Here is a 12,871-nt window from a genome sequence, read left to right as displayed (position 1 = left end):
CTGTCAGGCGCGGCTTTCGGCCTTGGCTTCTTCTTCCACCGGCCCATGCATGCGATCGCGATGGGCCAGGGTCGGGAACAGTTTTATCCACACCCCGGTCACCAGCAGGGTGCCGACTCCGCCGAGGACCACCGCCGGCACGGTGCCGAACCAGTGGGCGGTGAGCCCGGACTCGAACTCGCCGAGCTGGTTGGAGGCGCCGATGAACAGGCCATTGACGGCGCTGACCCGGCCACGCATTTCATCCGGGGTTTCCAGTTGCACGAAGGAGGCGCGGATCACCATGCTGATCATGTCCGCCGCGCCCAGCACCACCAGCACCGCAAGCGAGAACCAGAACGAGGTCGACAGGCCGAAGGCGATGGTGGCGACGCCGAATACGCCGACGGCGCTGAACATCACCCGGCCGACATGGCGGTCGACGGCAAAGCGCGCCAGCCACAGCGACATCAGCAGTGCCCCCACCGCCGGCGCCGAGCGCAGCAGGCCCAAGCCCCAGGCGCCGGTGAGCAGGATGTCCTTGGCGAACACCGGCAGCAGCGCGGTGGCGCCGCCCAGCAATACGGCGAACAGGTCCAGGGAGATCGCCCCGAGAATGTCCGGGCGGCTGCGAATGAAGCGCACCCCAGCCAGCAATGAGTCCAGGGTGGCCTTGCCCTTGTTCAGCGGCGTCTGCCGCGCGGGCAGGTTGAGCATCAGGCAGCAGGCGATCACATACAGCAGCACGGTCGGGCCATAGACCCACACGCTGCCAAAGGCGTAGAGCAGGCCGCCGAGGGCGGGCGCGACGATGGTCGCCGATTGCTGGGCGGACTGGGCCGCCGCCACGGCGCGCGGGAACAGCGCGCTGGGCACGATGCTCGGCAGCAGCGCCTGGGTGGTCGGCATCTCGAAGGAGCGGGCGGCGCCCAGCAGGAACGCGAGGATGAAGATCATCTCGCGAGTGACGTTATGGGTGGCGCTGCCGATGGCCAGGGACAGGGCGATCAGCGCCTGCAGCGACTGGCAGATGGCTGCCACCTTGCGCCGGTCATAGCGGTCGGCCACATGCCCGGTGTGCAGCATGAACAGCACCCGCGGCGCGAACTCCACCAGCCCGACCAGGCCCAGGTCGAGCACGTTGCCGGTCAGTTGGTAGAGGTTCCAGCCGATGGCCACGGTGAGCATCTGGAAGCCGCTGGCGGTGAAGATCCGCGCCAGCCAGAAAGCAATGAACGGACGGTGATGGCGAAGCAGCAGAGGGTCTTGGCTGGGCATCTGAAAGACAGGTCTGGGCGTGGAGTAAGGCGAGGTTATCACCAAGATGTAACCAATAGTTGCAGAATCGTTAGCCCCGCATCTATCCCGGTTATTCGAAATAGCCCAATCCCTGTAGCCGCTGCCGCAGGCTGCGATAAGGGCCGAAGGACCTTCGACGGAGCAGAAATCGCCACGACCGTTCCGGTCGATCGCAGCCTGCGGCAGCGGCTACAGGGAGAGCAAAACTTCGGGGAAACCCCGTGCTTGACGTGGTGAGGCAACCTGTCACGCGACAAAAGACCACACAAACCAATGGCGAAAATGCGACTACTCTTTCAACGTTGATTGATCCAGATCAAAACCTTTTGCAAGGTTGGGTCTGGTGGCCAGATGGCCAGACTCCCTGCGTTGCGATGGGTTTAAAAAGAACGAATTCGAATTCGCCACACTCCAGATCCGTGGGGGCAGTGGGTGCAGGCCTCCAGCCGGCAGCCGGTATTACCTGACAGAGGAAAGCTTATGTTCGGTTTGGAGGCACTAGATCTCGCCCGAATTCAGTTCGCGTTCACCATCTCGTTCCACATCCTGTTCCCCGCCATCACCATCGGTCTGGCGAGTTACCTGGCGGTGCTCGAAGGTTTGTGGCTCAAGACCCGCGACGATACCTACCGTGACCTGTACCACTTCTGGTCGAAGATCTTCGCCGTCAACTTCGGCATGGGGGTGGTCTCGGGCCTGGTCATGGCCTACCAGTTCGGCACCAACTGGAGTCGCTTCTCCGATTTTGCCGGCGCCGTTACCGGGCCGCTGCTGACCTATGAAGTGCTCACCGCATTCTTCCTCGAAGCCGGCTTCCTCGGGGTCATGCTGTTCGGCTGGAACCGCGTGGGGCGCGGCCTGCACTTCTTCTCCACGGTGATGGTGGCCATCGGTACGCTGATTTCGACCTTCTGGATTCTCTCGTCCAACAGCTGGATGCAGACCCCGCAAGGCTACGAAATCATCGACGGCCGCGTGATTCCGGTGGACTGGCTGGCGGTGGTGTTCAACCCGTCGTTCCCGTACCGCCTGGCGCACATGGCCACGGCGGCCTTTGTCGCCACCGCGTTCTTCGTCGGTTCGTCCGCTGCCTGGCACCTGCTGCGCGGCCGTGACAACCCGGCGATCCGCCGCATGCTCTCGATGGCGATGTGGATGGCCCTGATCGTCGCGCCGATCCAGGCCGTGATCGGCGACTTCCACGGCCTCAACACCCTCAAGCACCAGCCGGCGAAAATCGCCGCGATCGAAGGGCACTGGGAAAACGTCGGTCACGAGCCGACCCCGCTGATCCTGTTCGGCTGGCCGGACATGAAGGCTGAAAAGACCAGGTTCGCCGTCGAGATCCCGTATCTGGGCAGCCTCATCCTCACCCACTCGCTGGACAAACAGGTGCCGGCGCTCAAGGAATTCCCGCCGCAAGACCGGCCGAATTCGACCATCGTGTTCTGGTCGTTCCGGATCATGGTCGGCCTGGGCATGCTGATGATCCTCACCGGCCTGTGGAGCCTTTGGCTGCGCAAGCGTGACCGCATCTACCAGAACCGCGCGTTCCTGTACCTGGCGCTGTGGATGGGGCCGTCCGGCCTGATCGCGATCCTCGCCGGCTGGTTCACCACCGAGATCGGCCGCCAGCCGTGGGTGGTCTACGGGCTGATGCGTACCGCGGACGCTTCGTCCGGGCATAGCCTGATGCAGATGAGCATCACCCTGGCGCTGTTTGTCGTGGTGTATTTCTCGCTGTTCGGGGTCGGTATCGGCTACATGATGCGCCTGGTGCGCAAAGGGCCGAAGACCAACGAAGGCACGGAAGTCAGCCACGGTGGTCCTGGCCAGAAACGCACGCCGGCCCGTCCGCTGTCGGCCGCCGACGACGATGCCGAAGACAACGGCACCAGCCTGAACAAGGGGAATTGAGTCATGGGTATCGATCTTCCGCTGATCTGGGCCGTGATTATCATCTTCGGCATCATGATGTACGTAGTCATGGACGGGTTCGACCTGGGGATCGGGATTCTCTTCCCGTTCGTCAAGGATTCCCGCGACCGTGACGTGATGATGAACACCGTCGCCCCGGTCTGGGACGGCAACGAAACCTGGCTGGTGCTGGGCGGTGCCGCGTTGTTCGGCGCCTTCCCGCTGGCCTATTCGGTGGTGCTTTCGGCGCTGTACATGCCGCTGATCCTGATGCTTATCGGCCTGATCTTCCGCGGCGTGGCCTTCGAGTTCCGCTTCAAGGCCAAGGAAGCCAAGCGCCACATCTGGGACAAGGCGTTCATCGGCGGCTCGGTGGCGGCGACTTTCTTCCAGGGCCTGGCGCTGGGTGCCTTCATCGATGGCCTGCCGGTGGTCGACCGCCAGTACGCCGGTGGTTCGCTGGACTGGTTCACGCCGTTCACCCTGTTCTGCGGCGGCGCGCTGGTGGTGGCCTATGCCTTGCTCGGCTGCACCTGGCTGATCATGAAGACCGAAGGCAAGCTGCAGGAGCAGATGCATGACCTGGCGCGGCCGTTGGCTTTCGTGCTGCTGGCGGTGATCGGTGTCGTCAGTATCTGGACGCCGCTGGCCCACCCGGAAATCGCTTCGCGCTGGTTCACCCTGCCGAACCTGTTCTGGTTCCTGCCGGTGCCGATCCTGGTGCTGGTGACCCTGTACGGCCTGCTGCGCGCGGTGGCCCGCAATGCCCACTACACGCCGTTCCTGCTGACCCTGGTGCTGATCTTCCTCGGCTACAGCGGCCTGGGCATCAGCCTGTGGCCGAACATCGTGCCGCCGTCGATCTCGATCTGGGACGCCGCCGCGCCGCCGCAAAGCCAGGGCTTCATGCTGGTGGGCACGCTGTTCATCATCCCGTTCATCCTGGGTTACACCTTCTGGAGCTACTACGTGTTCCGCGGCAAGGTCACCCACGAAGACGGCTACCACTAGTCAATGCGCCGCTCCCCGTGCGGGAGCGGACCTGCTCGCGATGGCGCCCCGAGCGACGCCATCGTCTCCATTCCGAGAGGAGTATTCGATGATGGCTGGTAAACCCACGTTGCAGGAAATCGAAGAAGCCGAGAAGAAACCGCTCTGGCAGCGTCTGGGCTGGCTCGCCGGGATCTGGGTCGGCAGCGTGCTGGCGCTGTTTATCGTCGCCAGCCTGATGCGCATGTTCATGAACGCTGCGGGCCTGACCACGCACTGATTTTCACCACCGCTCATCCCATCCCGTTGCCTTGCGGCACGGTTTTATAGCCCTCCTTTGGAGGGCTTTTTTTGGCCTGGAGTTTTATAAGAGAAAGGGGGGCTGGCGATGGCCGTGCAGTCGACCGCGAATGGGGCGGCTGCCGGGGGGATTATTTGCGCGCCTTGAGGATCACGAACTTGGGCGTGGCAGCCACTTGCTCGACGCCGCGGAACAGCCGCGCCAGCTTGCTGTGATAGCCCAGGTGGCGGTTGCCGACGATGTACAGCGCGCCGCCCACCACCAGGGCTTCGCGGGCCTGCTGGAACATGCGCCAGGCGAGGAAGTCGCCGACCACCTGCTGCTGGTGGAAGGGCGGGTTGCACAGCACCACGTCCAACGACTGCGGTTCCTGCCCGGCCAGGCCGTCGCCGGCGCGCACGGTCACTTCGCGCTGGCCCAGGGTCGCGCGCCAGTTCTCCAGGGCCGACTGCACGGCCATGAAGGATTCGTCCACCAGGGTGTAATGGGCATCGGGGTTGTGCAGGGCGCTGGCGATGGCCAGCACGCCGTTGCCGCAACCCAGGTCCGCGACCCGGGCCTTGCCGAGGTTTTTCGGCAGGTGCGGGAGGAAGGCGCGGGTGCCGATGTCCAGGCCTTCGCGGCAGAACACGTTGGCGTGGTTGAGCAGCTCGATGGCGGGCTCGTCGAGCTTGTAGCGGGTCGGGTAGGGCGAAACCGCCGGGGTTTTCGCCTCCGGGGTGGCGATCAGCAAACGGGCCTTTTTCACCGCCAGCGAGGCTTGTACCGGACCGATGTAGCGTTCCAGCAGGTCGCCGGCGGCCCGTGGCAGGTGCTTGACCATCGCCGCTGCCACCACCTGGGCGCCCGGGGCCAGTTGGCCTTGCAGGCGGATCAGCTGTTCTTCCAGCAGGGCCAGGGTCTTGGGCACGCGGATCAGTACGCGGTCGAACGGCCCGGTCAACGGCTCGCTGGCCGGCACCACTGTTACGGCGTCGAATGGCCGGCCATTGCGCACCAGGTTCTTCTCCAGCGCCAGCGCGCCGAGAAACGAATCGCCGCTGCTGTGCACCTGTACGCGCCCGACCAGGCTGGCCGCCAGCGCGCCGAAACTGTCATTGAGCACCAGCACCCGGGTGTCCGCCGTCGGCTGCTGTTCGGCCAGGTGATTGAGCAGGTACTCGTCCGCCGCGTCGAAAGCTTGCAGGGGCTCGTTCTGTTGTTCGGGCTGGCGGATCAGGTCGAGCTGGGCGAAGGGGCTTTCGAGCAGGGGCATGGGACGGACTCTTGGTAATCGGTGAATGTCCTGCCGGCGGGAGGGGCGCGATGCGGGCTGGACCGTTCGGGCAGGTGGCGCGCAGGCCGCGTGGCACCTGCCCGAAGAGGGGGCCAATGGTACGTTTTTTTGCGCCCGATTGCCCGCGCTCTATGCCATTACAAACCGCCGGTGTTTCTGCCGCGCGCTTTGCGGGACACTAAGGGCATTCGCTTATTGGAGCCTGCCATGACTGCCAGTGCAGAAAAATACACGCGCCAGACCTTGCTCGACGTCCAGCCCCTGACTCCCAGCCTGTTTACCCTGCGCGCCACGCGGGACGCGGGTTTTCGCTTTCGTGCCGGGCAATTCGCCCGCCTGGGGGTGACCAAGGCCGATGGCAGCACGGTGTGGCGTGCGTACTCCATGGTGTCTTCGCCCTTCGACGAGTTTCTTGAGTTCTTCTCCATTGTCGTGCCCGGCGGCGAGTTCACCAGCGAGCTGAGCCGGCTGGGGGAGGGCGATACCCTGATGGTGGACCGCCAGGCGTTCGGTTATCTGACCCTGGACCGTTTCGTCGATGGCCGCGACCTCTGGTTGCTGTCCACCGGCACCGGGATCGCGCCTTTTGTTTCGATCCTGCAGGACTTCGAAGTCTGGGAGAAATTCGAGCGGATCATCCTGGTCTACAGCGTGCGCGAAGCCAAGGAGCTGGCTTATCAGCAATTGCTGGCCGAGCTGAAACAGCGCGATTATCTGGCGGAAGTTGCCCACAAGCTGCAAGTCATCACCACGGTGACCCGTGAACAGCATCCGGGCAGCCTCAACGGGCGGATCACCCATCTGATCGAGAGTGGCGAACTGGAACGGGTCGCTGGCGTGCCCCTGAGCGCCGAGCACTCGCGAGTGATGCTTTGCGGCAACCCACAGATGATCGACGACACCCGCGCCTTGCTCAAACAACGGGATATGCACCTGAGCCTGACCCGGCGGCCCGGGCAGGTGGCGGTGGAAAACTACTGGTAAAAAAATGGCGCCGCCTGACTTGCAGGGGGCGCCGTTTTGTTGCGGCAGAAGCCTCAGGGCTTGTTGTTCTGCGCCTTGAGCAGGTCGCGGATCTCGCCCAGCAGCTCTTCTTCCTTAGTCGGAACCGGCGGCAGGGTTGGCGCCACGGCCTCTTCGCGCTTCAGGCGGTTGATCGCCTTCACACCCATGAAGATGGCAAAGGCAACGATGATGAAATCGATCAGGCTCTGGATGAATTTGCCATAGGCCAGCGTCACGGCCGGTGTCTCGCCGACGGCGTCCTTGAGCGTGATCGCCAGATCACTGAAGTCCACCCCACCGATCAGCAGGCCGATTGGCGGCATCACCACATCACCAACAAACGACGAGACGATCTTGCCGAATGCGGCGCCGATGATAATACCGACGGCCATGTCGACCACATTACCTTTGACCGCGAAGGCCTTGAACTCACTTAGCACGCTCATAGGTTATTCCTTGTTACAGATGAGGTTGGTGAACGCAGTGTAATTCAGCACAAGGTATCTTGCTTGCAACAACTGCTTACAGCGTTCGCAGTTATCGACCGAGTTAACGGCAAATAGTTTACAAAGTGCCATCAATCGCGCGCGAAATACCCGCGCTTGCTCTTAGATACCAGAATATTTTTTCAATCAGACTGTTGCGACCTTTCTATTTAGAGTTCGACTCTTTGGTCACTAGCCTCTGACAGGCGCACCTGGATGCGTTCGATTAAAACCAGAGGAATAAAACATGACCATGATCATTGGCCTTGGGAGTTTTTCCCAACGACGCGTATTGGGCGTACTCGCCGCCAGTATGCTTTCTCTTTCCGTACAGGCCGCCACTCTGACCCGCGATAACGGGGCCGCGGTGGGCGATAACCAGAACTCGCAGACTGCGGGCGCTACCGGACCGGTATTGCTGCAGGATGTGCAGTTGATCCAGAAACTCCAGCGTTTCGATCGCGAGCGCATTCCAGAGCGGGTGGTGCATGCCCGTGGCACCGGTGCCCATGGTTCCTTCACCGTGACCGACAGCCTGAGCGACCTGACCAAGGCCAAGGTATTCGCCGCCGGCCAGGTAACACCGGTATTCGTGCGTTTTTCCGCGGTAGTGCATGGCAACCACTCGCCGGAAACCCTGCGTGACCCGCGCGGTTTTGCCACCAAGTTCTATACCGCCGACGGTAACTGGGACCTGGTCGGCAACAACTTCCCGACTTTCTTTATTCGCGACGCGATCAAATTCCCGGACATGGTGCATGCGTTCAAACCTGATCCGCGCACCAACCTGGATGACGATTCCCGGCGCTTCGATTTCTTCTCCCATGTTCCGGAAGCCACCCGGACCCTGACCGAGCTGTATTCCAATTCCGGCACTCCGGCCAGTTACCGGGAAATGGACGGTAACGGCGTGCACGCCTACAAGTTGGTGAATGCCAAGGGCGAAGTGCATTACGTGAAGTTTCACTGGAAGAGTTTGCAGGGCATCAACAACCTCGATCCCAAACAAGTGGTCGAGGTGCAGGGGCGTGATTACAGCCATATGACCAATGACCTGGTCACGCATATCAACAAGGGCGACTTCCCGAAATGGGACCTGTATGTCCAGGTCCTGAAGCCGGAAGATCTGGCCAAGTTCGATTTCGACCCGCTGGATGCCACCAAAATCTGGCCGGGCGTGCCTGAGCGCAAGGTCGGGCAGATGGTGCTCAACCGCAACCCGGCCAACGTGTTCCAGGAAACCGAACAGGTGGCCATGGCCCCGGCCAACCTGGTGCCGGGCATCGAGCCTTCGGAAGACCGCCTGCTGCAAGGCCGGGTGTTCTCCTATGCCGATACCCAGCTGTACCGCCTGGGCGCCAACGCCCTGCAATTGCCGATCAACGCGCCGAAAGTCGCGGTGAACAATGGCAACCAGGATGGCGCGATGAACAGCGGCAGCACCAGCACCGGCGTGAACTACCAGCCGAGCCGCCTGATGCCGCGTGAAGAGCCGCAAAGCGCGCGTTACAGCCAGCTGGCGCTGAGTGGCAGCACCCAGCAGGCGAAGATCCAGCGCGAGCAGAACTTCAAGCAGGCCGGCGATCTGTATCGTTCGCTGAGCGAGAAGGAGCGTCAGGACCTGATCGAGAACTTCGGTGGCTCCCTGGCGACCACCGATGACGAGAGCAAGCACATCATGCTGTCGTTCCTCTACAAGGCCGATCCGGAGTACGGCACTGGCGTGACCAAGGTGGCCAAGGGCGACCTGGCCCGGGTCAAGGCCCTGGCCGCCAAGCTGTCGGATTGATCCCACCCCGCGTCACGCCCCTGGCGTGACGCTTCCTCTTTATATAGGCGCGAGGCTTGCCCGCGAAAGGCCGCAAAGCGGCCCCAATGCCGGTGATGGCGTTCTAGCTGACGAACGTTTGCCCGGGCTGAAGTCATTGCGGGCAAGCCTCGCTCCTACAGAATCTTTGAGACAAGGGAGTCGCACCATGCGCCTGTTCATTTCGCTGCTGCTGGCCGCCTGCTCGCTGGGCGCTCATGCGCAGCCACCGGCCCCCGCGGACCCGGTGGCGGTCAAGGTCCAACTAGAGAATTACTACTTCGATGCGGCCCGTCGCGGCGACGTCGAGATGCTCAATACCTTTATCGAGGCCGGATATTCCCTCGATACCCAGGACGAGAAGGGCTACACCGCCCTGATCCTCGCGGCATATCACGGCCAGGGGCCGGCGGTGGAGCGTTTGCTGGCCGCCGGTGCCGACGCCTGCGTGCAGGATAAAAGAGGCAACACGGCGCTGATGGGCGCCATTTTCAAGGGCGAAGTGAAGATCGCCCGGCGCCTGCTGGCCACCGACTGCAACCCCGATCAGCGCAACGGCGCCGGCCAGACGGCGGCGATGTACGCCGGGCTGTTCAAGCGGGTGGAACTGCTCGACGCCCTGGCGACCAAGGGCGCCGACCTGAATGCCGAAGATTCGCTGGGCAATAGCGCCACGCGTCTGGCCGAGGGCGAAATCCGCACGGTGGCGCCGCGCTGATCCGCTCCAGCTGAGCTATCATCGCGGTTTTGCCCGGGGGATCAGATGGCCAAGGCCAAGCGCATGTACGGCTGCACCGAGTGCGGCGCAACCTTTCCCAAATGGGCCGGCCAGTGCGGCGAATGCGGGGCCTGGAACACCCTGACCGAAACCATGGTGGAAAGCGGCGGTGCCGCGGCCCCCAGCGGTCGTACCGGCTGGGCCGGGCAGCAGGCGCAGATCAAGACCCTGGCCGAGGTCAGCGTCGAAGAGATCCCGCGTTTTTCCACGGCTTCCGGCGAGCTGGACCGGGTGCTCGGCGGCGGCCTGGTCGACGGTTCGGTGGTGCTGATCGGCGGCGACCCGGGGATCGGCAAGTCGACCATTCTGTTACAGACCTTGTGCAACATCGCCACGCGCATGCCGGCGCTCTACGTCACAGGCGAGGAATCGCAGCAACAGGTAGCGATGCGCGCCCGGCGCCTGGGCCTGCCCCAGGACCAGCTGCGGGTGATGACCGAAACCTGTATCGAAACCATCATCGCCACGGCCCGGCAGGAGAAGCCCAAGGTCATGGTGATCGACTCGATCCAGACCATCTTCACCGAGCAACTGCAATCGGCCCCCGGCGGTGTTTCCCAGGTGCGCGAAAGCGCGGCGCTGCTGGTGCGCTACGCCAAGCAGAGCGGCACGGCGATCTTCCTGGTGGGCCACGTGACCAAGGAGGGCGCGCTGGCCGGGCCGCGGGTTCTCGAGCACATGGTCGACACCGTGCTGTATTTCGAAGGTGAATCCGACGGCCGCCTGCGCTTGCTGCGGGCGGTGAAGAACCGTTTCGGCGCGGTCAACGAACTGGGCGTGTTCGGCATGACCGACCGCGGCCTGAAAGAAGTTTCCAATCCTTCGGCGATCTTTCTCACCCGTGCCCAGGAAGAAGTCCCGGGCAGTGTGGTCATGGCTACCTGGGAAGGCACCCGGCCGATGCTGGTGGAAGTCCAGGCGCTGGTGGATGACAGCCACCTGGCCAATCCGCGGCGGGTCACCCTGGGCCTGGACCAGAATCGCCTGGCGATGCTGCTGGCGGTACTGCACCGCCACGGCGGCATTCCGACCCACGATCAGGACGTGTTCCTCAACGTCGTCGGCGGGGTCAAGGTGCTGGAAACCGCCTCCGACCTGGCGTTGATGGCGGCGGTGATGTCCAGCCTGCGCAATCGGCCCTTGCCCCACGACTTGCTGGTGTTCGGCGAAGTCGGCCTGTCCGGTGAAGTGCGCCCGGTGCCGAGCGGCCAGGAGCGCCTCAAGGAAGCGGCCAAGCACGGCTTCAAACGGGCCATCGTGCCCAAGGGCAATGCCCCTAAAGAGCCTCCACCGGGCCTGCGGATCATTGCGGTAACCCGTCTGGAGCAGGCGCTGGATGCGCTGTTCGAATGATCCCTTACTGAAAGGAAGCAGTTGATGCGGATGACAGGAGTGGGCCTCGGCGCCCTTGGTTTTACGCTGTTGTGGGCCAGCGGCCTGGCTGTGGCCAGCCAGGAAGATGCGCCGCACGGCTATCGGATCGCCCAGGAACTGCTGGTCGGCGACGGCACGGTGCTCGAGGTGCTGGAAGACCGACGCATCACCGCGCAATTGCATGCGCAGAGCTGGGGCAGCGGCCTGGACGAGGAAACCTTCGACGAGTCGACGGACAGCGAGCACCAGCCGCAGCTGGAGGCTCGGGTGCGCCTGGTGTCGGAGGCCGGCGAAGTGCTGGCCGAGCAGTCCCTGGGCTACCCGCTGGCGAAGGTGGAGAAGGCGCCGCTCAGTGGCCTGCCATACCCGGCGTTTTTCCTCACCGTCGATCAGACGGCCCCAATGGGCAGCTATAGCGGCCCGGCCACGCAGATCCTGGCGCCGACGCAAAGCCACTTGGAGCCCGTACTGTATCGGGACGAAAACGGGGAGCAGCGACCGCTGGCGATGGCCCAGACCGGCAAGGCGGCCTGGCAGATCCTTCCATCGGCATCGGGGGCTACCGAGTCGATCGCCCAGGTGTCTTCAGCGCCTGCCAGCGAGGGTGACGATTTTGTGACCACCTACCGGATTTATCGCTGGGTGGACGGGCAGTGGACCGCCGCCAGTCGGCAACAGCCCGGTTATTGGGATATGGAAAGCGAATTCCCCGAGCCCTCGGCGTTCCCCTGAACGGCTGACGGGAAGAGGCGGGCGCTCAAACCTCCAGCAGCGCCCCCAGCTCGCGCTCCAGCTCCTGCGGGTCGGCGAGATTCAGTTCGATCAGCCGGCGCAGATGTTCGATCGACTCCAGGTCTATATGCAGGCAGACGAAGCCCAACTGACCGTGATCGTCGTGCGCCAGTCGCACGTCCATGCGTACTTCGGCGTCATCGCTCAAATGGATATCGGCTTCGAACGGCTGGCTTTCGTCCCCCAGCCAGGGATCGGGGCGCTGGATCAGCATGCCCCTGAGCGAGAGATCGACCAACTGCACGGACCAGCGATAAGGACCCTGGCTCAGTTCGGTACGGGCATCGAAGGCGATGCGTTTGAAACGGCGACGATCGGAATGGTGTTCGCTCATGAGCAGCCCCCCTGCATGGTGAAATGACTATAGACCCGGGTTTGCCCAACCCGCTACAGCCAGCGGCGCACCTTGCGGCAATAGTCACGGTAGCGGTCGCCGAACAACTCCAGCAGATGGTGCTCGTCCGGCCGGATCACCGTCAGGTTCATCAGGTAAATCAGCAGCGGCAACAGCAGCCATGGCCACAGGCTGCCGAGCAACAGGGCGATGGCGCAGTAACCCAGGGTGTCGCCGAGATTGATGGGGTTGCGCGAGATTGCGAACGGGCCATCGCACAGCAGGCGCCGGGGTTCGCCGGCATTGCTGGTGGTGGTGTGCCGTTGCCTGAGACGCCACATCGCCCAGAACGACAGGCCCTGGCCGCCGATAATCAACAGCAGGGCCAGGGTGCGCAGCCAGCCGTTGACCGGGACCGGCAAGGGCACTCCGTCGGCAAGCGACAGCGCCGCCACCAGGAACAGCAGATACAGCAGCGGCGGTGACAACGGCGGTCTATTGGGCGGCGCGGGCATGGGCACTCCAGGCGACGAG

General features: G+C 63.4%; 13 protein-coding genes. 8 read left to right on the top strand and 5 right to left on the bottom strand.

Annotated features, from left to right (window positions below; all coding sequences use genetic code 11):
• Window positions 1–3 precede the first annotated feature (3 nt).
• Window positions 4–1,257, bottom strand: coding sequence for an MFS transporter (locus BMY68_RS28410; protein ID WP_085534589.1), 1,254 nt, complete (start codon window positions 1,255–1,257; stop codon window positions 4–6).
• Between the two features lie 501 nt (window positions 1,258–1,758).
• Here BMY68_RS28410 and BMY68_RS28405 point away from each other — a divergent pair.
• The 3 genes from BMY68_RS28405 to BMY68_RS28395 all read left to right on the top strand — a co-directional run bounded on the left by BMY68_RS28405 (window position 1,759) and on the right by BMY68_RS28395 (window position 4,465).
• Entirely contained in the window at window positions 1,759–3,195 is a 1,437-nt protein-coding gene (locus BMY68_RS28405; RefSeq protein WP_085534591.1) for a cytochrome ubiquinol oxidase subunit I, read from the top strand.
• A gap of 3 nt (window positions 3,196–3,198) precedes the next feature.
• Window positions 3,199–4,206 (top strand): cytochrome d ubiquinol oxidase subunit II, encoded by a 1,008-nt coding sequence (gene cydB, locus BMY68_RS28400; protein ID WP_009045736.1) that lies wholly within the window; start codon window positions 3,199–3,201, stop codon window positions 4,204–4,206.
• A gap of 91 nt (window positions 4,207–4,297) precedes the next feature.
• Window positions 4,298–4,465 (top strand): DUF2474 domain-containing protein, encoded by a 168-nt coding sequence (locus tag BMY68_RS28395; protein ID WP_023969448.1) that lies wholly within the window; start codon window positions 4,298–4,300, stop codon window positions 4,463–4,465.
• A 151-nt stretch (window positions 4,466–4,616) separates the two neighbouring features.
• Here the strand turns inward: BMY68_RS28395 and BMY68_RS28390 are convergent, their stop codons facing one another.
• Entirely contained in the window at window positions 4,617–5,741 is a 1,125-nt protein-coding gene (locus BMY68_RS28390) for a methyltransferase (RefSeq protein WP_085534593.1), read from the bottom strand.
• A gap of 228 nt (window positions 5,742–5,969) precedes the next feature.
• Between BMY68_RS28390 and BMY68_RS28385 the strand changes: the two genes are divergently transcribed.
• Window positions 5,970–6,746, top strand: a complete 777-nt coding sequence (locus BMY68_RS28385; protein WP_009045734.1) for a ferredoxin--NADP reductase — start codon at window positions 5,970–5,972, stop codon at window positions 6,744–6,746.
• Window positions 6,747–6,799: 53 nt separating this feature from the next.
• On the opposite strand, the gene mscL is transcribed toward BMY68_RS28385, so the two are convergent.
• Complete coding sequence (mscL, locus tag BMY68_RS28380) at window positions 6,800–7,213, bottom strand: large-conductance mechanosensitive channel protein MscL (RefSeq protein ID WP_085534595.1); 414 nt, start codon at window positions 7,211–7,213, stop codon at window positions 6,800–6,802.
• Between the two features lie 286 nt (window positions 7,214–7,499).
• Between mscL and katB the strand changes: the two genes are divergently transcribed.
• The 4 genes from katB (at window position 7,500) to BMY68_RS28360 (ending at window position 11,943) form a co-directional block, all read left to right on the top strand.
• Window positions 7,500–9,041, top strand: coding sequence for a catalase KatB (gene katB, locus BMY68_RS28375; protein WP_085534597.1), 1,542 nt, complete (start codon window positions 7,500–7,502; stop codon window positions 9,039–9,041).
• A gap of 187 nt (window positions 9,042–9,228) precedes the next feature.
• On the top strand, window positions 9,229–9,777 hold the full coding sequence (locus BMY68_RS28370; protein WP_007930033.1) for an ankyrin repeat domain-containing protein: 549 nt from the start codon (window positions 9,229–9,231) through the stop codon (window positions 9,775–9,777).
• A 45-nt stretch (window positions 9,778–9,822) separates the two neighbouring features.
• A complete protein-coding gene (gene radA / locus BMY68_RS28365; RefSeq protein ID WP_007930034.1) occupies window positions 9,823–11,190 on the top strand; it encodes a DNA repair protein RadA in 1,368 nt (455 codons plus the stop codon).
• A 24-nt stretch (window positions 11,191–11,214) separates the two neighbouring features.
• Window positions 11,215–11,943 carry a hypothetical protein gene (locus BMY68_RS28360; protein ID WP_085534599.1) on the top strand — a complete coding sequence of 243 codons (729 nt, stop codon included), beginning with the start codon at window positions 11,215–11,217 and terminating at the stop codon, window positions 11,941–11,943.
• A gap of 25 nt (window positions 11,944–11,968) precedes the next feature.
• On the opposite strand, the gene BMY68_RS28355 is transcribed toward BMY68_RS28360, so the two are convergent.
• The gene (locus BMY68_RS28355; RefSeq protein ID WP_007930036.1) at window positions 11,969–12,337 is read right to left on the bottom strand and encodes a PilZ domain-containing protein; all 369 of its coding nucleotides are present in this window, start codon (window positions 12,335–12,337) and stop codon (window positions 11,969–11,971) included.
• 53 nt (window positions 12,338–12,390) lie between these two features.
• Window positions 12,391–12,852, bottom strand: a complete 462-nt coding sequence (locus BMY68_RS28350; protein WP_007930037.1) for a methyltransferase family protein — start codon at window positions 12,850–12,852, stop codon at window positions 12,391–12,393.
• Window positions 12,853–12,871: the final 19 nt, after the last annotated feature.

Origin of the sequence: Pseudomonas sp. NFACC41-3 (assembly GCF_900109505.1) — a bacterium.
Classification (GTDB): domain Bacteria; phylum Pseudomonadota; class Gammaproteobacteria; order Pseudomonadales; family Pseudomonadaceae; genus Aquipseudomonas; species Aquipseudomonas chlororaphis.
This window is presented reverse-complemented; position numbering and strand designations above follow the sequence as displayed.